Source organism: Paenibacillus sp. FSL P4-0127, from assembly GCF_038007325.1.
Lineage (GTDB): Bacteria > Bacillota > Bacilli > Paenibacillales > Paenibacillaceae > Fontibacillus > Fontibacillus macerans.
Genome location: NZ_JBBOWY010000001.1, coordinates 2278429 through 2296167 on the forward strand (window position 1 = coordinate 2278429; position 17739 = coordinate 2296167).

21 protein-coding genes are annotated in these 17739 nt (G+C 49.5%); 9 read left to right on the forward strand and 12 right to left on the reverse strand.

Annotated elements, in window-relative coordinates; translation table 11 throughout:
• Nucleotides 1-293 precede the first annotated feature (293 nt).
• Together NYE74_RS10150 and NYE74_RS10155 are read left to right on the forward strand one after the other, a co-directional pair.
• Nucleotides 294-596 carry a hypothetical protein gene (locus NYE74_RS10150; protein ID WP_213510956.1) on the forward strand — a complete coding sequence of 101 codons (303 nt, stop codon included), beginning with the start codon at nt 294-296 and terminating at the stop codon, nt 594-596.
• Nucleotides 580-939: a hypothetical protein gene (locus NYE74_RS10155; protein WP_213510954.1), complete on the forward strand. Its 360-nt coding sequence runs from the start codon at nt 580-582 to the stop codon at nt 937-939. The genes NYE74_RS10150 and NYE74_RS10155 overlap by 17 nt, the downstream gene beginning before the upstream one ends.
• A 68-nt stretch (nt 940-1007) precedes the next feature.
• On the opposite strand, the gene NYE74_RS10160 is transcribed toward NYE74_RS10155, so the two are convergent.
• The gene (locus tag NYE74_RS10160; protein ID WP_316560641.1) at nt 1008-1919 is read right to left on the reverse strand and encodes a helix-turn-helix transcriptional regulator; all 912 of its coding nucleotides are present in this window, start codon (nt 1917-1919) and stop codon (nt 1008-1010) included.
• A 450-nt stretch (nt 1920-2369) separates the two neighbouring features.
• On the opposite strand from NYE74_RS10160, the gene NYE74_RS10165 reads away from it, so the two are divergent.
• Together NYE74_RS10165 and NYE74_RS10170 are read left to right on the forward strand one after the other, a co-directional pair.
• Entirely contained in the window at nt 2370-2834 is a 465-nt protein-coding gene (locus tag NYE74_RS10165; RefSeq protein ID WP_036620084.1) for a VOC family protein, read from the forward strand.
• A gap of 107 nt (nt 2835-2941) precedes the next feature.
• Nucleotides 2942-3511, forward strand: coding sequence for a YdeI/OmpD-associated family protein (locus NYE74_RS10170; protein ID WP_036627629.1), 570 nt, complete (start codon nt 2942-2944; stop codon nt 3509-3511).
• Between the two features lie 210 nt (nt 3512-3721).
• On the opposite strand, the gene NYE74_RS10175 is transcribed toward NYE74_RS10170, so the two are convergent.
• The 4 genes from NYE74_RS10175 to NYE74_RS10190 form a co-directional block, all read right to left on the reverse strand.
• Nucleotides 3722-4252 (reverse strand): VUT family protein, encoded by a 531-nt coding sequence (locus NYE74_RS10175; protein WP_036627630.1) that lies wholly within the window; start codon nt 4250-4252, stop codon nt 3722-3724.
• Nucleotides 4253-4733: 481 nt separating this feature from the next.
• Nucleotides 4734-5405 carry an SOS response-associated peptidase gene (locus NYE74_RS10180; RefSeq protein WP_316560640.1) on the reverse strand — a complete coding sequence of 224 codons (672 nt, stop codon included), beginning with the start codon at nt 5403-5405 and terminating at the stop codon, nt 4734-4736.
• A 20-nt stretch (nt 5406-5425) separates the two neighbouring features.
• Complete coding sequence (locus NYE74_RS10185) at nt 5426-6616, reverse strand: AI-2E family transporter (RefSeq protein ID WP_036620091.1); 1191 nt, start codon at nt 6614-6616, stop codon at nt 5426-5428.
• Nucleotides 6617-6767: 151 nt separating this feature from the next.
• The gene (locus NYE74_RS10190) at nt 6768-6998 is read right to left on the reverse strand and encodes a hypothetical protein (protein WP_051985289.1); all 231 of its coding nucleotides are present in this window, start codon (nt 6996-6998) and stop codon (nt 6768-6770) included.
• A 207-nt stretch (nt 6999-7205) separates the two neighbouring features.
• Between NYE74_RS10190 and NYE74_RS10195 the strand changes: the two genes are divergently transcribed.
• Together NYE74_RS10195 and NYE74_RS10200 are read left to right on the forward strand one after the other, a co-directional pair.
• Nucleotides 7206-7868: a YheC/YheD family protein gene (locus tag NYE74_RS10195; protein ID WP_036620094.1), complete on the forward strand. Its 663-nt coding sequence runs from the start codon at nt 7206-7208 to the stop codon at nt 7866-7868.
• A 234-nt stretch (nt 7869-8102) separates the two neighbouring features.
• Nucleotides 8103-8246, forward strand: a complete 144-nt coding sequence (locus tag NYE74_RS10200; protein WP_115311353.1) for a sporulation histidine kinase inhibitor Sda — start codon at nt 8103-8105, stop codon at nt 8244-8246.
• Nucleotides 8247-8297: 51 nt separating this feature from the next.
• Here the strand turns inward: NYE74_RS10200 and NYE74_RS10205 are convergent, their stop codons facing one another.
• Nucleotides 8298-8546: a hypothetical protein gene (locus NYE74_RS10205; protein ID WP_036620096.1), complete on the reverse strand. Its 249-nt coding sequence runs from the start codon at nt 8544-8546 to the stop codon at nt 8298-8300.
• Between the two features lie 73 nt (nt 8547-8619).
• The gene (locus NYE74_RS10210; RefSeq protein ID WP_036620099.1) at nt 8620-9621 is read right to left on the reverse strand and encodes an NAD(P)/FAD-dependent oxidoreductase; all 1002 of its coding nucleotides are present in this window, start codon (nt 9619-9621) and stop codon (nt 8620-8622) included.
• 448 nt (nt 9622-10069) lie between these two features.
• Between NYE74_RS10210 and NYE74_RS10215 the strand changes: the two genes are divergently transcribed.
• Together NYE74_RS10215 and NYE74_RS10220 are read left to right on the forward strand one after the other, a co-directional pair.
• Complete coding sequence (locus NYE74_RS10215) at nt 10070-11263, forward strand: NAD(P)/FAD-dependent oxidoreductase (RefSeq protein WP_326045082.1); 1194 nt, start codon at nt 10070-10072, stop codon at nt 11261-11263.
• Nucleotide 11264: 1 nt separating this feature from the next.
• On the forward strand, nt 11265-11513 hold the full coding sequence (locus NYE74_RS10220) for a hypothetical protein (protein WP_036620105.1): 249 nt from the start codon (nt 11265-11267) through the stop codon (nt 11511-11513).
• A gap of 241 nt (nt 11514-11754) precedes the next feature.
• Here NYE74_RS10220 and hemQ read toward each other — a convergent pair whose 3' ends face one another.
• Nucleotides 11755-12501: a hydrogen peroxide-dependent heme synthase gene (gene hemQ / locus NYE74_RS10225; protein ID WP_036620113.1), complete on the reverse strand. Its 747-nt coding sequence runs from the start codon at nt 12499-12501 to the stop codon at nt 11755-11757.
• Nucleotides 12502-13217: 716 nt separating this feature from the next.
• Between hemQ and NYE74_RS10230 the strand changes: the two genes are divergently transcribed.
• Nucleotides 13218-13511 carry a YuiB family protein gene (locus NYE74_RS10230; protein ID WP_036620114.1) on the forward strand — a complete coding sequence of 98 codons (294 nt, stop codon included), beginning with the start codon at nt 13218-13220 and terminating at the stop codon, nt 13509-13511.
• 637 nt (nt 13512-14148) lie between these two features.
• Here the strand turns inward: NYE74_RS10230 and NYE74_RS10235 are convergent.
• From NYE74_RS10235 to NYE74_RS10250, 4 genes are all read right to left on the reverse strand, one after another.
• Nucleotides 14149-14484, reverse strand: coding sequence for a helix-turn-helix domain-containing protein (locus NYE74_RS10235; RefSeq protein WP_036620116.1), 336 nt, complete (start codon nt 14482-14484; stop codon nt 14149-14151).
• Between the two features lie 151 nt (nt 14485-14635).
• Nucleotides 14636-15229, reverse strand: coding sequence for a TasA family protein (locus NYE74_RS10240; protein ID WP_213510950.1), 594 nt, complete (start codon nt 15227-15229; stop codon nt 14636-14638).
• A gap of 97 nt (nt 15230-15326) precedes the next feature.
• Nucleotides 15327-15911 carry a signal peptidase I SipW gene (gene sipW / locus NYE74_RS10245; protein WP_036620122.1) on the reverse strand — a complete coding sequence of 195 codons (585 nt, stop codon included), beginning with the start codon at nt 15909-15911 and terminating at the stop codon, nt 15327-15329.
• A 3-nt stretch (nt 15912-15914) separates the two neighbouring features.
• A complete protein-coding gene (locus tag NYE74_RS10250; protein ID WP_341004776.1) occupies nt 15915-17321 on the reverse strand; it encodes a hypothetical protein in 1407 nt (468 codons plus the stop codon).
• Between the last annotated feature and the right edge of the window lie 418 nt (nt 17322-17739).

The following is a 17739-nucleotide window of genomic DNA, read 5'->3' on the forward strand; positions in this document are numbered from 1 at the left end:
AATTGCCTCCTCAAAAGTCTTGACTGTACGTTTATGCGTACAGTATAATCAAACTAAGAGTTGTACGTATTAACGTACAATCAATAGTATACATTGTTATTTCGCAAAAAAACATAGTTTTGCGCTACTTTGTCGCACCCATTTATAGATTTAGGAGGCGAAGGCCATGTATCGCGGAGGCCGACGGATAAACGGGCGGCTATACGTTCGGACACGCGGCGGAAACTGGATTGATTTACGGTTAATTATTTCGAATTTAAGAAGGACGTAGCGGCATTGGAGGGATGATTCGAGTGAACTTCGTAAAAGTAACGGAGGTTTGCGAAGACCCTGACGGTTTAGGCGAAACGAGCGTACTTGTCTACGATGGGGTCAAATTAAGCGGAAATATCGCGGCCTACGTGGATCGATCCGGCACAGGCACGTATCTCGTTGTTGAGAGAGTCATTGAAACGGAGAGCGGGCTGCGGACGGTCAGCGATCCCGGCAGCGTATTGTTTGACGCCAATCTGCCGCAAAAGCTAACGATTCTGGAAATCGCTGCTATGACCGCGCTCGAATTATTGGAGGTGCTTGCACATGCCGGCAACCATTGATCTTGAACGCGTTTTGGTCGTCGATGGCTATTTCTGCAGCGATCCGCTCGATTATGATCTGCACCGGGCGTGGCTAATCCGCGACGACCTGGCGCTATATTTTAGCGGTAACTATCTTGTTTTGCGCTGTGTCACGCGTTATGCCGACACCGCAAACCATCCGCGCCTTTACATTTCACGCGAGATCAAGTATTCCGTTCGGGTCGCGAAGGGGATCGAGCAGACGGACGAGATTGTCACGGAAGTTGCCGCCTGCCTGCTAAGGATGTCGGCACTCGACTTTCTTGTCGAATGTGTTATGAACGATCCGGACGCCGGGGAAGAGTTCAGAGTTGTACAATAGGGCTGCGCTACCTGATGAACCTACGCGGCTGCAACGGCTCAAGGTGCGCCAACACCGCAAGGGACCTTTTAGGAATATTTATCCACCATTTTAAGCAAATAATTTCGAAATTCTTCAACATAGGATTTGGGCTCTACGATTTCTAAATTTGTACCGAAGCTTGCTAAAAATTGAAATCCAATACTGTTTTGAGGAACATGAACGGTTGCCAAAAAAAGTTCAGAACTATAGTTTTCAATACTCTTTCGACCATACCTTTCCATGAAATGATCTTTTATGCTGGGCGAAATCAACGCTTTTACAGCGACTAGTTCCGGTTGATAACTGGCTTCATGTTCCTGTTCTAATGAAAAATCTCTAGGGTTAAATGTTTTTTCATCCATATGAAGATGATCGATCCGAGATAATTTAAATGTTCTATATCTCATGCGATGCAAACAGAAGCCTTTCAAATACCAACTCGTTTCGCTAAAATGAAGCTGGTATGGCTCGACCATTCTATTCGTTTTCATGCCATTTTTATCGATATAATTAAAAGTAATTAACCTTCTCGCTAAAATTGCTTCTTGACACTTCTTCAAGGTTTGAAGAATTTCAGACCGGCCCTCCCAATCATAAAATGACAGTTGGATTGAACCTTTCGGCGACAATGGGCTAACCATGGCTTCTATTTTTTTTATAGTCACTGCAACTTCTTCGCTAATAAGAATTTGTTCCAATCCGCCGAGCGCAGTCAATATATTCTCCAAGTCGGAGCTGCTTAAAAGACGTTTATCAAACTTGTATTCATCCATAATACCATAGCCGCCATGAACCCCGTTGACAGAATAGATGGGAATGTTTGATAAACTCAGTGTTTCCATATCACGAAGAATCGTTCTTTTGGAAACGTTAAATAATTGTGTGAATTCTTTGGTTGAAACCACATCCTTTTTCAGCAATATCATGATGATGGATATTAATCGCTCAACCTTTTCCATATTTTCTCCTTCTTTTTTGGTTCAAAACCGAGATCTGTGCTTGACAAAATAAATTATGATAGCGTTTGTGTCTTGGTATCCCTGCATGCTGCTTTGCACGATTATCTCCTTTGTTCAGGGGGGGAGAAGGTGGGGGCTAATCACGGTCCTTTCATTTTTCACGGTGTCTTCGTCAGGTCTGCTTCACTTCTCCTAAACCTCCTTCCACAAACCTGTCTAACGATTCGAACATGTCTGCTTCTCCCAACATCATTTACTTCTCCTGAAGAATTTATCTTCCTCTCTGTTTCCGGATCAAACGGGATAATCGTGCAAAGCGTCCGGACAGCGGATGTTGAACTGCCGATATTTCTTACCATGATCGGTGTATTTTATTTATAAATGGTGACATACATATGTCACCTCTTATTCATTATACTACATTCATAACAAGAAGGAGGGTTTTGCTTTATGTCAGCTATTGTATATTTAAACTTTGATGGAGTTGCAGAACAAGCGATTGATTTTTATTCGAAGGCTTTAAATGCGAAAGAAGTTAAAAAAGTAAAATTTAAGGATTTCCCGCAAGATCCAAACTATCCATTGCCGGAAAATGAATTAAATATGATCATGGAGTCTTCCGTCGAATTTGCAGGCGGGAAAATCATGATATCGGACATTTTGCCTTCCATGACGGCGGTAATGGGGGAACTAGTGAAAGGAAATAATGTACTTATTAGTTTGGTCAATGATGATAAACCAACATTGGAAGAATACTTTAACCATTTATCTGTTGGCGGCCATGTTGTGATGCCGTTATCCAATACGCCTTGGTCTTCGTGCTTTGGAATGCTGGTTGATCAGTTCGGAGTTTCCTGGAAATTTAATAGTGACGCAGATCAGTTCCTTGATAACGTAATTTCAAACAAACAGTAACTCATTCTAAAAATGGTCTTGCAGCTGAAGACCATTTTTTTATGTACCCATTAACTTAAACAGGTATATATGGATCATCAAATTAGAAAGGAAAAGGGATTTTAATGATGGAAATTGAAAATTTAATTCAAGTAAAATCGAGAGGAGATTTAAGGATCTGGCTGCAGGAAAATTGCAAGATTGAAAAGTTCTGCTGGGTGTTGGTTAGTATGAAGCCCACCCCTGATATGTTGTTATATTTGGACGCCGTAGAGGAAGCGTTGTGCTTTGGATGGATTGATGGGGTCAAAAAGAAAATATCTGAAACGGAGCTGGCGCAGAGACTGTCTCCTAGAAGTAAAAAAAGTTCGTGGACTGAATTAAATAAAGAACGTGTCCGCCGCCTTGAAAAGTTGGGGTTAATAAGAGATGAGGGAAGAAAGGTTCTTCCTGATATGAATCCGGATTCTTTTAGAATAGATAAGGGGATAGAGCAAAGGCTAAAAGAGGAAAGGCAAGTATATGAGAATTTTATGGCTTTTCCTGATCTTTATAAAAGAGTTCGGATCGACACAATCCAGAGCGTTAGAAATCAGCCGGAATTATTTATGAGTAGATTAGACAAATTCATAACAAACACGAGAGAAAATAAAATGTACGGTCAATGGAATGATAATGGTCGCCTACTGGATTATTAATATCCCCTGGGTTAGTTTCACCAGGTAAAACGGGTTATGTTTAAATGGCAGCAATACTCCGCGCTTTACGTGAAGGACAAGAGGTGATAAACGCAAAACTAGACGCACGACCGTGACTATATGTACTTAGCGTAACCAAACTGTCCAACCGCCGATTGGCTCAGTTTAATCGGGAAATTTTATTGGGATAAACGCAGAAAAGCGCCGCGATTAAACGGCGCTTTCTTTATGTTGCAATATACGCGAGACAATACCGGCTCCAATCGCCTGCATAGCCGATTTTACGAGGTACTGGCCGAGAATGGCTGCCGGAACCGCAGACCACGGAAGGATTCCGGCCCCCAGCGGAGAGAGTCCGATGATGACAAAAACCGCACTATCGACCGCGCCGCCAACCAAACCGCTGTATAGCACACGTTTTGCCAGACTGGCTTTCAGACGCGTAAATATCTCGGTATCAATCGTTTCGGATAGCGCAAAAGTAATCGCGCTGGCCACGGTGATGAGCAGCGTGTCGCCAAGCAGGGCCGACGAAATTGCGGACAAGACTAGAGCAGCTAAAATTACCAAATATGTTGCGCGGCGTCCAATCCGTTTTTGCACCAGGTCCCGAAGAATAAACGTCGCACCTATCAGAAACGTCCCCATCGGAACGATAAACGGTCCCCAAGCCAGGGGAGAAAAGGCCGCCGTTATTACGTTTGCACTGATAATGGCCAATAAATACAAGATGACCCGGATCAAGCGGCCTCACCTAACCTTTCGTATTTTTTCGTGCATAGCCAAGTATACCATCTTCTTTATGCTGCGTCTCCGCCGTTTCGGCATGCGGCTGAATAACTAAAATAAAGGCGCGGGTTCTTTAGTTGAGAACACCGCGCCTTTTGACTTAATAGTATTCGCCTGGATTGCCCAGGTATAATGTTCAGCTTGTCCAATGTAATCCTCCTAGTCTCAATTTAATCCATGCGTTTACCGGCCTGGCACAACGTTCTGATTGGAATTATCCAATTGATTGGGAAAATGACTTATAAGCCATCCGGCTGATTGGATAATTCCAATAGATTAGGTTCGGCAGAGGGCAAAACAGGCGGGTTGCGTGAATTCTATTGGATTTTTCCAATGAGAGTTCAAAATTGCGGGCGATTTCAATCGATCTATTGGATATTTCCAATTAAAGATGGAGCCAATGAGAAGCGAAGCTACTGGAGCGACGGCCCCCCTACTTCACTTCCACCATTAGCTCGGGCGAATCGTTCCGGACGTTGCCGACCTTCGGCGAGACCGGATAGGCGCGCATTTGGTCGGCATCGTAGGGCCTGAGCAAGCGGAGCAGGGCAGGGACGTCCGCATGGTCGCGGGCCAGCCACTCGGCCTCGTCTTCCCGGTGGAGGATGACCGGCATACGGTTATGGATTTCGGCCATCAGCGCATTGGGCTCCGTAGTGATGATCGTGCAGGTGGCGAGTTTGTTCCCGTCCGCGTCCGCCCAAATATCGTAAAGCCCGGCCAGGGAGAACGGGCCGCCGTCCTGCAGGACGATCCGGTACGGCTGCTTAACCCCCTCCCGCTGCTGCCATTCGTAAAAACCGTCGGCCGGGATGATGCAGCGGCGGGAAGCCAGCAGGCGGGCGAAGGAAGGCTTTTCGGTTAACGTCTCGGCCCGGGCATTGATCATTTTGCTGCCGATTTTATCGTCCTTCGCCCAGGAAGGCACCAGCCCCCAGCGCAGTTCCCCCAGCCGGTTGCCCGTTTTGCCCTGGATGATCGCGGGGATAAACTGCATGGGAGCGGCATTGTACCTCGGCATATAATTGAAGATTGCCGATTCCTGGATAAGGTAATGCAGCATTAATTCATCGATCGGCAGTGTAATCGTAAACCGCCCGCACATATCGAATCCCTCCCGCAGGACTATTCTTTGGATGATCCGTTTACGCTTTCCTCATGACCCGCGGCCGCGGCGTTCGCCTCCGGCTCGTACAGCCCCGAACGCCGTTCGAACCATTGGAACAGATGCGTGCAAATGACCTTGAGCACGGCGTATCCCGGGACGGCTAAAATGATGCCGAGCACCCCAAACAGATTGCCGGCGGTCAGGATAACGAAAATGATCGTAATCGGATGGATTTTCAGCGACTTGCCCATAATTTGCGGCGAAATAAATTTGCCTTCGATCAACTGCACGACCGTCCAGACGACAATCAGCTTCACCAGCATGATCGGCGACGTGACCAGGGCGATGATCAACGCGGGCGTAATCGCAATCGCCGGCCCCAAGTACGGCACGATGCTCGTAAACGCGGCGATGATGGCCAGCACAAGCGAATAGTCGAGCCCGATAATCAGGAAGCCGACGTACATCAGCGCCCCGATGCAGAAGCTGACGATAATTTGCCCGCGGATATAGGAGCTGATCTGGCCGTTCATTTCCGTCATGACATGGTGGGTTTGCTGGCGCAAACGGACGGGTACGAATCGTAAAATAAAATGCGGCAGCTTTTTGCCGTCCTTCAGCAGGTAAAACAAAATAAACGGTACGGTGACGATCGCCAGCACGACGTTTTTGACTGCCCCCAGGAAGCCGCCGATGCCGGACCAGGCGCTATTGAGCAGCGCGGTAGCCCGTTCGGATAACGTGTTGCCGAGGTCGTTCGGGTTGAATCCCGTCGATTCCTGGAGCTGATAAAAGAAATCGCCCCCGATCAGATCCTCGAATTGCCCCTGAATTTCGGTGCTGTATTGCGGAATATTTTCAATCAGGCCGGTCACTTGCTGCTTCACCAGAGGAACGACGCTCATGATGACCACCGTGATGATCCCCGCGATGAAAAGATATAAGGCGGTAATGGTGTAAACCCGCCGGACTCTTTTGCCCTCCAGCCAATCCACAAGCGGATTCAGCAGGTAGTAGATCGCCCCTGTCAGCAGGATCGGCAGCAGTACCGTTTTGAGCAGCACCGTGACCGGTTTGAACACAAACGAGATTTTGGTGAATACGAAAATATTCAAGCCGATAAGCAGCAAAATTAGCAGAAACAGCACAAAACGATTGTTGATGAATAACTTTTTGAACCGTTCGCTCCAAAGCTGAGTGGTTCCCATGCAATTTTAACCCCCTGTAATCCTGACTCAAACTAACATTAAAATTTTATTTATGTAGAGTAATACGTATCAGAACGATTTGGTTCCAAAAAAAATGGCGCCGGTAACGTCCTGAATCCATGATTCGCGGCCGGGGGGGCCAGCTTGCATGCTAGAAAAATTGACGGTTAACCATCATTACGATCATGCCGGCGGCGACCAGCGAAAAGACGATGCAGCCGATGCCCAGTCCTTTGCGCGAGCTTTTGATCATTTTGAACCCGGTCAGGAACAAGGCGACGGTAATCGCCGCCAGGATCAGCGACATCGCGATCATCGCAAACCAGTACAATACTTGAAAAAATTTAGCCTCAAACGATTGCCCCGCATCCAAAACTTTCATTCTCCTCTCTTGATAGGGTGTAATCCATTGTTTTCCTCATCATATACGCTAATTCCCCAAAATTGCAAAAAATGCTTCCGCAAGCGGCCGCCCGCGCGTTTCTGAAGGGCGGACGGGAAAAGAGGCGGGAAGCCTCGGACAAACATCCAAGAATATCTCTCTTTCTTTGAGTAGTATATCGTATAGTGCGAGAAAGGGGATGGTGTAATGGCGGGAAGACAGCTGGCCAATAAATGGCTGAAAACCGAGGCGCTACTTAGCAACGCGGACGTGGCCCCCCACATACCGCTTACCCGATTGTACAGCGCCGACTCCCTGAAGCAAATGCTGCATCAGTTTGGCATGGTCGTGATCAAACCGATTCGCGGCGGCGGGGGATACGGCGTAATCAAGGTCACTTATGCAGGTGGGATTTACGCTTTTACCTATATGTCAAAGCGGAGAGCATTTTCCAGTTTCGAGGCCATGTATCGGGCGTTGAACCGCGCCAAAGCCGGGCGGAAATATATCATTCAGCAAGGCATTCATCTGGCCACGATCTCCGGACGGCCGATCGACTACCGGGTCAAAGTCGTCAAAAGCAACGGAACTTGGGTTTATCGCGCCATGGTGGGACGCCTCGCCCGGCCGGGACTGTTTGTCACCAATCTCTGCAAAGGCGGAACGATGTTAAGCGCGCGCGAAGGGCTGGGACGGTCGTTGGGCCGGAAAGCGTCCGTCCGCAAACGCCGGGAAATGCGATCGCTGACCAATACCTGTGTGCGCATTTTGGAAAATGCTTTTCCGGGCATCGGGTCGCTCGGGTTTGATTACGGCCTGGACCACAGCGGCAAGATATGGATTTTTGAGGTGAATACACGACCGCAGTAAGAAAAGAATCGAAAATCTATGATTCTCAAAAAAAATTTTTGGTAGAAAAAACGGTGCGGCTATCCTGTGAATAACTTTTATCCACATTATCCCAATACATTTTTCAACGCTTTTCGCCGATTAATAACATGTTATTCACAGGATTTCCACAAGCTTTTGTGGATAACAGGAACACTTGTTCTACTAAACTTTTCCTGTTATGATGAGGAAAAATATAGAAAGGATGTGTGACTAATGGCGCTGTTAACGGATGAGCTGCTCCTGGAATCCTACCAAAAAGCGACGGAGTTGCAGTTGGATCGGGAGTTTATCGCATTGCTGTTAGCAGAAATCCACAAACGCGAATTGGAGCTGGCCGTGTCGTCCGTCGTGCATTAAAATGGGACAACTTATTCACAGCTTGGATGTACCCCGAGTTATCCACAACTTTTAAGGCGCTTGCCAAGCGTTCACATGATAAATATAAGCTTCATGACAATGCGGACATTGAACGACATGTTCGCAGCCGGACGGAATGCTCGCGGAAATCGCGGAGGTGTATTGATCCGCCGAACCGTAAGGGCTGTAAGGCCCGACGTAGTCTTCTTTCCGTCCGGCGTTCTCCAGTACGTGTCCGCAATCGGGACAGGTGGCGGTTAATGGCGCCAAGCCGTTGCATAGCGGGCATATAAATGGCAAAGGGTATCTCTCCTTTACGGCAGAATATTCCGTATAGGTAAGATACCCTTTTGTTTGCAATCTCATGTACGGATTACAGTTTCATGTTGCTGCTGTGGCCCGGAGACAGTTTGGCGTCCGGGTCGATATACACCTTGGCGTTGTTGACCGCGGTTGGCGCTTCGCCGAAGCCGACGGCGATCAGATCGAGTTTGCCGGGATATGTCGTAATGTCTCCGGCGGCAAAAATACCGGGAATCGAGCTTTCCATCCGCGAATCGACGACGATCGCGTTGCTTTCGATGTCGAGCCCCCATTCGGCGATCGGCCCGAGTGAGGAAACGAAGCCGAAATTGACGATGACGTCATCGACGGCGATCTCCTGGGTTTCCTTGGTTTTGACGTCGGCCAGAGTGACGCGTTCGATACGCTCTCCGCCGTGCAGCGCGGCGATTTCCGTCGGCGTGATCACATGCACGCGGGAGTTCATGAGCTGCTCCACGCTGTGTTCATGAGCGCGGAATTTGTCCCGGCGGTGAATGAGCGTCACTTGCTCGGCGATCGGTTCAAGCATGAGCGCCCAGTCCACGGCGGAGTCGCCGCCGCCGCTGATCAGCACTTTTTTGCCGCGGAACCGGTTCATGTCGCTGACGAAATAATGAAGGTTCGTTTTCTCGAACGCTTCGGCGTTTTCGAGCTCCAGCCGGCGCGGTTCGAAGGCGCCGACGCCAGCGGTAATAATGATGGCGCGCGCCTGATGCACGTCTTTATCGGTCGTTACCACGAAATGGCGTTCGTCCTTCTTTTCGATTTGGAGCACTTTCTCCTCCAGCCGGATATCCGGCTGAAACAGCTTGAGCTGCTCGTTCAGGTTGTTGATCAGCTCCTGACCGGTGATCTTGGGGAAGCCGGCGATATCATAAATATATTTCTCAGGGTAAAGGGCAGCAACCTGCCCCCCCAGTTGAGGCATACTTTCGATAAGTTTGACGGAAGCCTTTCTCATTCCTCCGTAAAAGGCGGCGAACATGCCTGCAGGACCCCCGCCGATGATCAGCAGGTCGGTAAAATCACCGCTATTGCTTTGGGATGACACGGATCAAACACCTCCAGATGGTTTCTCTTTTATAAATGTCATTTCTACTTTATTATAAACGCCCCGCTTGGACTTGCAAAGGAAAGGGCGGGCAGGCCGAAAAACGTCAAGAAAAAGGCGGAAAGTCCCGCAATGGCGCGCAAATTAAGACTTGATCTTTTATGTAAAAGCCGATATTATTCAAATGTATGTACATTTATATGTGACGAAAAAAGTACATTTATGAAAAATACTGCTCCATTGTTTTGATATTCATACAGACAACGTTTAAACTTATTGTGACAAATGTCGCAAAATTTACAAATAAAACGGCCAAAATTAGATAGAGGCTATTTTTTTATTTGAATATACGTGGATAGAAGCTTTTCTTATGTGTGAATTTTCACATTAACATCATTGGGTTAATAAACAAATATAGAGTGCTTACATTTGGAAGGAGAACAAGTTCATGAGTACCATACCGAAGATCGTGATTCTTGGGGCGGGTTACGGCGGTATTCTAACCGCGCAGCGTCTGCAGAAGGAATTGAACTACAACGAAGCGGACGTTACCCTGGTCAACCGTCACGATTATCATTATTTTACGACCCATCTGCATATGCCCGCGGCGGGAACCGATTCGATCGATCGCACCCGCGTGGCGATTTCCAAGCTGATCGATGAATTCAAAATCGATTTGGTAAAATCCAATGTTCAGGAAATCCGCCTGGCCGATAAGAAAGTCGTGCTTCAGGACGGCACGTTGTCATACGATTACCTTATTATTGCGCTGGGCGGCGAACCGGAATCGTTTGGCATTCCGGGGCTGACGGAATATGCGATGACGATCCGCAGCATCAACTCCGTGCGCTTGATCCGGCAGCATATCGAATATCAGTTTGCGCTGTACAAATTGGATGAAACCCGCACCGATCGTTTGAATTTCGTGGTGGGCGGCGCCGGGTTCAGCGGCATCGAATTCGTGGCCGAGCTGGCCGACCGCATCCCGCGGCTGTGCAAAGAATACGACGTCGATCCGAACCTGGTCAATGTATACAATGTGGAAGCGGCACCGACGGCGCTTCCCGGTTTTGATCCCGAACTGGTCGATTACGCGATGGAAGTGCTCCGCAAGAAAGGCGTCCAGTTCAAAATCGGCCTGGCGATCAAGGAATGCACGCAAGACGGCGTGGTTCTGGCCACGGGCGAAGAGATCAAGTCGGCCACGGTGGTTTGGACCGGCGGTATCCGCGGCAACCGGCTGATTGAAGCGGCAGGCTTCGAAACGGCCCGCGGGCGCGTAAAAGTCGACGAGTATTTGCGGGCGCCGGGACATGACAACATTTATATTATCGGCGACAACTCGCTGTTTTTTAATCCGGAGGGCCGGCCGTATCCTCCGACGGCGCAAATCGCCATGCAGCAGGGCGTCACTTGCGCGCAAAACGTCGTAGCTTCAATCCGCGGCAAGGAGATGAAGAAATTCGTATTCAGCCACAAAGGAACGGTGGCTTCCCTCGGCAAAGGCGAAGCGATCGCTTCGGCGTTCGGCAAGAAATATAAAGGCTGGGTGGCGGCCCAGTTGAAGAAACTGGTGGATATGCGTTACCTGTTTATTATCGGCGGCATTCCGCTCGTGCTGAGAAAAGGCAGATTTTTCTAAAATGCGCCACTGCAGCGTGCAGGTGCGCGGACTGTTGACCCGGGAGGAGCTGGACCGGTACAATGCGCTGATGGAGGTCGGCTCCTTCCTCGAGTCGCAGCAGCGCTACGACTTGTCGTATACGATTCAGAAGGAAGTCGATATCCTGATCCTTCCGGCGATCGAGCGGCTGAAGGAGAAAAGCCGGGACCGCGACCGGGCGACGGCGGAATTTCTCGAATCGCTGAAATCCGGGGATGAAGATGAATAGAAGGAGGGCGTGCTCATGATGTTAAAGGGCGCGCCTTTTTTTCGTCCGGGGCTTTTTGCATTTGATCGGCTATTTTGCGGCATTTTTGGTGAGAAGGGACTGCACTTTTGCAGTTCGTAGTGGCAATGGAGGGAGATAGCGGCTGGTACGACGAGGATAAAGGAAAAGGGATATGGGACGTAACGGCGAAACCGCCCGCAAAGCCCCATATCCCCCAGTATTCCTTTTTATAAATTGCTTGTTACATCTTCAGCATTTCGTCAAGCAGCTCGGCGTTGAGCAGATTGCCGACGAAAAAGCTGCCGAATTCGCCGAAGCGTGCGCTCACTTCGTCGAAGCGCATTTCGTACACCAGCTTTTTGAACTGCAGCGGGTCGTCGGAGAACAGCGTAACGCCCCATTCCCAATCATCGAAGCCGACGGAGCCGGTGATGATCTGCTTCACTTTGCCGGCATAACCTCGCCCGATCATGCCGTGGCTGCGCATCATGGCGCGGCGCTCCTCCATCGACAGCATGTACCAGTTATCGCTGAGGTCGCGTTTTTTGTTCATCGGATAGAAGCAAATATGCTTCGCTTTGGGCAGAATCGGCTGCAGGCGGGCCATCACTTCCGGATTGGCTTTAGGGTCGCCGTCGCCGGAGCCCAAATAGTTGCTGAGCTCGACGACGCTGACGTAGGAATAAGCCTTTGTCGTATATTCCGCGAACGTCGTTTTATTAAAGGCCGTTTCCAGCGCGTTCAGTTCCTCCATCGTTTCCCGGAGATGCATAAACACGATGTCCGCTTTCTGGCCGACGATCGAGTAGACCGCGGTGCTGCCCGTTTTATTTTGCTCCATGTCGTTCCATTCCTGCAGAAAATGATGCAGTTCCTCCAGGGCGCCGGCGCGTTCTTCGTCGTCCGCCGCTTTCCAGGCTTTCCAGTCGATCGTGCGGAAATCGTGGAGGGCATACCAACCATCCAGGGTTAATGCCGCTTCGTTCATTTATAATCACTCCCAGATCAATTTCTAAACGCTATCAAAAGTATGGAAATTACACTCCCCTTATTGTAGCGCATGGTTGGCAGACGGGGCAAATCAGTTCATCGATATTTCATCCAAAGTTCATTGCTTCGTTACATTTTTTCTAGTAAACTAACTACTAGCTTGAATTCGTGTGATTTATTTTATAGTTCACATTTTGAACTACCGTTTCAATAAAGGTTCGAACAGTCAGGTTTGGAGCAACGGAGCGACCGACTGAATTCAAGATTCGATGTCGAATAGGCTCCCTGCTATTGCTTCGTGATCGAAAGATGACTTTTTGAACTACCGTTTCAATAAAGGTTCAGACAGTCAGGTTTGGAGCACCGAGAAGGTTGGATGAAGGAGGGAGTGAGTAGCGGAGCGTAGGAGAACCTACGTGAGCAACGGAGCGACCGACTGAATTCAAGATTCGATGTCGAATAGGCTCCCTGCTATTGCTTCGTGATCGAAAGATGACTTTTTGAACTACCGTTTCAATAAAGGTTCAGACAGTCAGGTTTGGAGCACCGAGAAGGTTGGATGAAGGAGGGAGTGAGTAGCGGAGCGTAGGAGAACCTACGTGAGCAACGGAGCGACCGACTGAATTCAAGATTCGATGTCGAATAGGCTCCCTGCTATTGCTTCGTGATCGAAAGATGACTTTTTGAACTACCTCTTAGAAGGGTGGGAGAACGATGGGCTGGCTCATCGTATTAATTCTGATGGTTTTGTTTTTCGTCATGATGTTCGGCATCGGTTTTATCTTGAACATGCTGATGAAAACGACGTGGTTTCCCGCATATATTTTCATTTTGGTCATTTTGCCGATCGTCGTGTACACCTTGTGGAACCATGATAAAAGCTTCGGCGTTTATTTGGCCTCGTTCCGGCTGGTCGATTACTTGACGGCGCTGGCCGGGCTTGGCGGAGCTATCCTCAGCGGGTGGACGATCCGCAAGCTTCGGCAGGCCGGATATAAAATGTTTTAAGGCAAGAAAAACTACCTCTAAACGCGGGCCGGGCTTCCTTGAAAAGTATGGCGGACGATACGCAGGAGAGAGGGGAAGAGGAATCTGCAGGTAAGGGACACCAGAGTCGTTATTTGCGGAAAAACGGAGGTTTGCAAAATATAACGGACACAGCTGTACACAGCTGACCTTATTTACCTCACTAGCGTTGCATTAACTTTTGCTAAACATTTCCCAAAAAAAGCTACCCGGAAATTTAACGGTTGCAGCAGCGGCTATTTTCCGAAAAAAGACCTTTTCTAAATTCTAACGGTTGTAAGCGTCGTTATTTGCCTGAATCTAAGCCAAAATAGCCGGATATCAGTGGAATAAGCGCTATGACAACCGTTACAATTTGAAATCAACGTTTTTGGCACAAATAACGCTTGTGGCAACCGTTAGAGCGTCTGTCCAAAGTTTGGAAGATGAAGCCGAAATTCTCGATGCTTCTGCTGATGGCTGATAAAAGGAGGAAAGGGTTCTCGGGGTAAAAACCGAAAAGGGGAATGGATGTGGGGGGGAAACCCATACCTATTCCCCTCGCGAATCCAACGTATGGGATTGCGCATGCAAAGGACCTCGCCGGCAGTGAGGTTTTTTGCGCTTTTTGCGCTGGCCGTTAGTTCTTCTGTCCCATTTTCCATTTCTGGTATTCGAGGAAGTCCTTGAACTCTTTTTTGCTGACGCCCGAAGTCATCGCTTCCTGCACCAGCTCCCACCATTCCGGGTCAAGCAAGTCCTCCGCAGGGCGGTCGCCGTACAAGAGCAGGTGGATCGAAACGTTTAAAGCATCGGCGATCTTCTCGATGAAGGAAATGGAAGGATTCGTTTGAATATTTCGTTCGACATTGCTCAGGTAGGATTTTGCTACATCCGCTTTATCCGCAAGCTCGGACAAGGAATATCCCCGATCCTGGCGGATTTTCTGAATGCGTTCGCCAATACGTTCTGCCATGTAGCCGTCGCCCTTCTATCAGAATAATTTGATGCCATTATATCAAAATATACGTGATAGGACAAAGGCGTATAGTCGGAATTACGTTAAGTAAAGAACACCTTAACCCGAGGAGCGGGCCAAGGTGTTCTGCTTCGGTTTGACGGCTGAATTATTTGACTTCTCCTGCGCCCTGCTTCGCTTCGAACGTCCATTTCAGGTTCAAAGCGTCACCTTGGAATTCGTTTTGATCCTGGCCGTTATCCTTGAATTCGAAGTTAACGATCAGGTCGTCGGTATCGCCGGCTTTCAAGCCACCATGCTCTTCGAACCAGGCCACCCATTTGTTTTCCACGGCGTCAGGAGCTTGATTTTGCAGGTCATACAGCGTGGTTTGGTAAATGACGGTTTCTTTTTTGTCGATGTTCTTTAAAAATCTAACGACGATATGTTTGCCGAAGTCATCCGTGTTTTCAGGAGCCCCCGGCTTATTCACAACCGTATAGGTCGTTTTCAGCAATACCTTGGCGATGTCGAGCGTGCCGTCGTTTTTCAGCTTGAACGTACGGGTGGCGGTATCCCCCGGCTTAAGATTGCCCACGTCGATGATCGCCGTCGGATCGGAGTTGAGATCCAAGGTGCCTGCGGCGAACGTACCGGTCGTTTCCACGGAATCGCTAAAATAAGCGAACGTTCCTCCGCCGATCAAAGTCAATCCAAGCGCTGCGGTGGCTACTCCGAAACCTAATGTCTTTTTGATACCCATACAAAATTCCTCCCTTATTTTAAATGATTTTTTATATTGCATCCTTATGAAGTCATAAGGAGAGCAACCGAAAGTTAGAAACAAGCGACTTACTGTGTTATGGGGCCTTGGCGTCCGGTTGGGATGCGTTCGGGTCCGGCTTCTTGTCTTCCAGCGCCGAAATGGCTTTCCATAAGGAGGCTAAGGCATACAGGAACAAAAGCGCCCCCGGGACGATCAACAGCGTGACATTCCCCAATTTTGTCCCGGCGAAATTGAGAACGTATCCTGCATAAGGGACGTTAAAGCCGGTGTAAACGCCGGTGACATTGGCCGGATCAACCGGCTCCAGGTCGGGGGCATCGTTGTTGTCTCCTTTGGTCCGGTAAAGGACCTGACCGGTTAGCTCATTGCGGGCGACTTCGACGATGCGGTGGGTGATCAGTTTCTGTTCGTCCGCCCGGAAGGTGATAACATCGCCGGCGGTAAATCGGGTCATGTCGCCTCCGGGCTTAATGGCCACGATGGAACCGGTGGGTATGGAGGGTTCCATTGAGCCGGACAGTACCGTTTTCAACTGATAACCGTAGAAATTCGGTTCATTGCCGGACATTTTCGACATGACGGCTGAGCCGGCCACGGTAAAAAAGGCAGCCGCCATCAGAACCGTCAGCGCATTTGCCAACCATTTTCGAATCCGCATGACTCATTCACCGCCTTTCTGATCATTTGCGGGAGAGGGAGAGGCATCGGCACCGGCATCTGCGGAATCCGCGGAATCCGCGGAATCTGCCTGGCCAGGCCCATCTTGATCCAAATTTTGGCCGCCGGGTTGCCCGCCTTCGGCCGGCGCGCCATCTTCGGAAGCCGGGGGTTCTTCGGGCTGAGCAGGACTTGGGCCGGCGGCAGACCGTTCCGGTTGAGGCGGCGATGGTTTGTTCGCATGCGAATCGTTAGGATCGGCGGATTGTTCAGCGGAGGAGGGAGGTTCGTCCCCGTCGCCGCCTTCGCTATCCGCAGGAATCCGTACATCCCCGCCGCCGCTCTCTCCAGCCGTCGGAGTCTCCCCATCGCCGGTCTCGCTAACTGTTGGGATATCTCCCTCGGCCGGCGTTTTATCCTTTACCGCTTGTTTGTCTCCCGGCGGAGGCGTTTCGCCATCGCTCGGGTTCCCGGACCCGTCCGGGGCGGCCGGTTCCTTCTCACCGGCTTGCTCTTCTTGTTTGGCCTGCTCTTCCTGCAGCTGCTTCTGCCGCTCGATTTCCGCCGGCCGCTGCGCTTCCGCCTCCGGCAACAGCTGCGCTCTCTGTGCCTCCAGACTGGAGATGCCGGCGGTCAGACCGGCTATGGCCGACTGCAGGGAAGCTTGTACGCTTTCAAAATAAGCGAGCAACTCTTCTCCGGCGGGATCCCCATCGATAGCGACCCGGCCATCGAAAAAGGCAGCGGTTGCATAGCTATCGGCCGCAAAGCCGTCGGACGTCAGCGATCCTAATTGGTGGACGGAACGCAAGTAGCTTAGGATTTCTTGCAGCGTCCGGCTTAACGAGCCTGAATGTAATCCACTGCGCTCCAAAAGGTCGGTGATCCGGTCCAGCAGCGTCGTTTGCGACAGTTCGGCGCAATTCGGCTCCAGCTCGTTCAGCGAGGTTAGCAGTTCATGAACCGGCGCGGAGGCGGCGGCAAGTTCCCGCTGCAGCTCCTGCCAAATGGACTGATTCAAGGCCTTTTGCTGCTCCAACTGCTGAATCATGGCGTTCAGTTCGCCGATTCGCGCCGACAGGCCGGCCGCGGCCGGCCCCAACCGGCTGCCGGCCTCGAATTCGTTTGTTCCTTCGCCGCCATCGTAAACCAAATCGGTAGCGGATGGATTATAGGCAGGAGGGGTCACGGCAGAGCCTAGCAATCTTCCTTTTAATGAAGCGGCCCGTTCAAGGTGTTCAGCCAACAGCGACAGTTGGTTTTCAATTTGGCTGGGGAATACCCGGCATGCCTTAATTTCCGAATGATCCTCGCGTACGCTGGTGAATTCCCCGAAGGTGGTGCCGACTTGCTGCGAGGTCCACAATAACAAGGTAGAAAAAATCAATCCGGATTGCAGCGTTTTCACCATCTTTTGTTTCTTCCGGTTTTTGCGCCGTTTGCGGATCGCGCCGGTTCGGGATCTTCGCAGAAAAGGTTCCTCCTTTCCAAGGGGGTCGGCTCGTTCGTTAATATGTTCTTTATTAAGAACGAATTCCGTGACTCAAATATACACGAAATTCCCAAAGAAAGGAAACCCGCGAATTCGCTCGATTGTTCTCAATAATGAACAAATATCTTGAATTATCTTGGTATTATGCCCGTTTACGTTTATTATTTATAAATTTCGTTCTTTGTTAAGAACAGAACTTTGTTTTGTGACTTGCATCAGTGAATTTACTAAAATTGACAACAAATGTAACAATTAAACAATAAAATATAGCTTTTTCCATCAAATTTACGTGCTTGGCCTACGCGGAACGACATACTTTTCAGATCGGGGACATTAT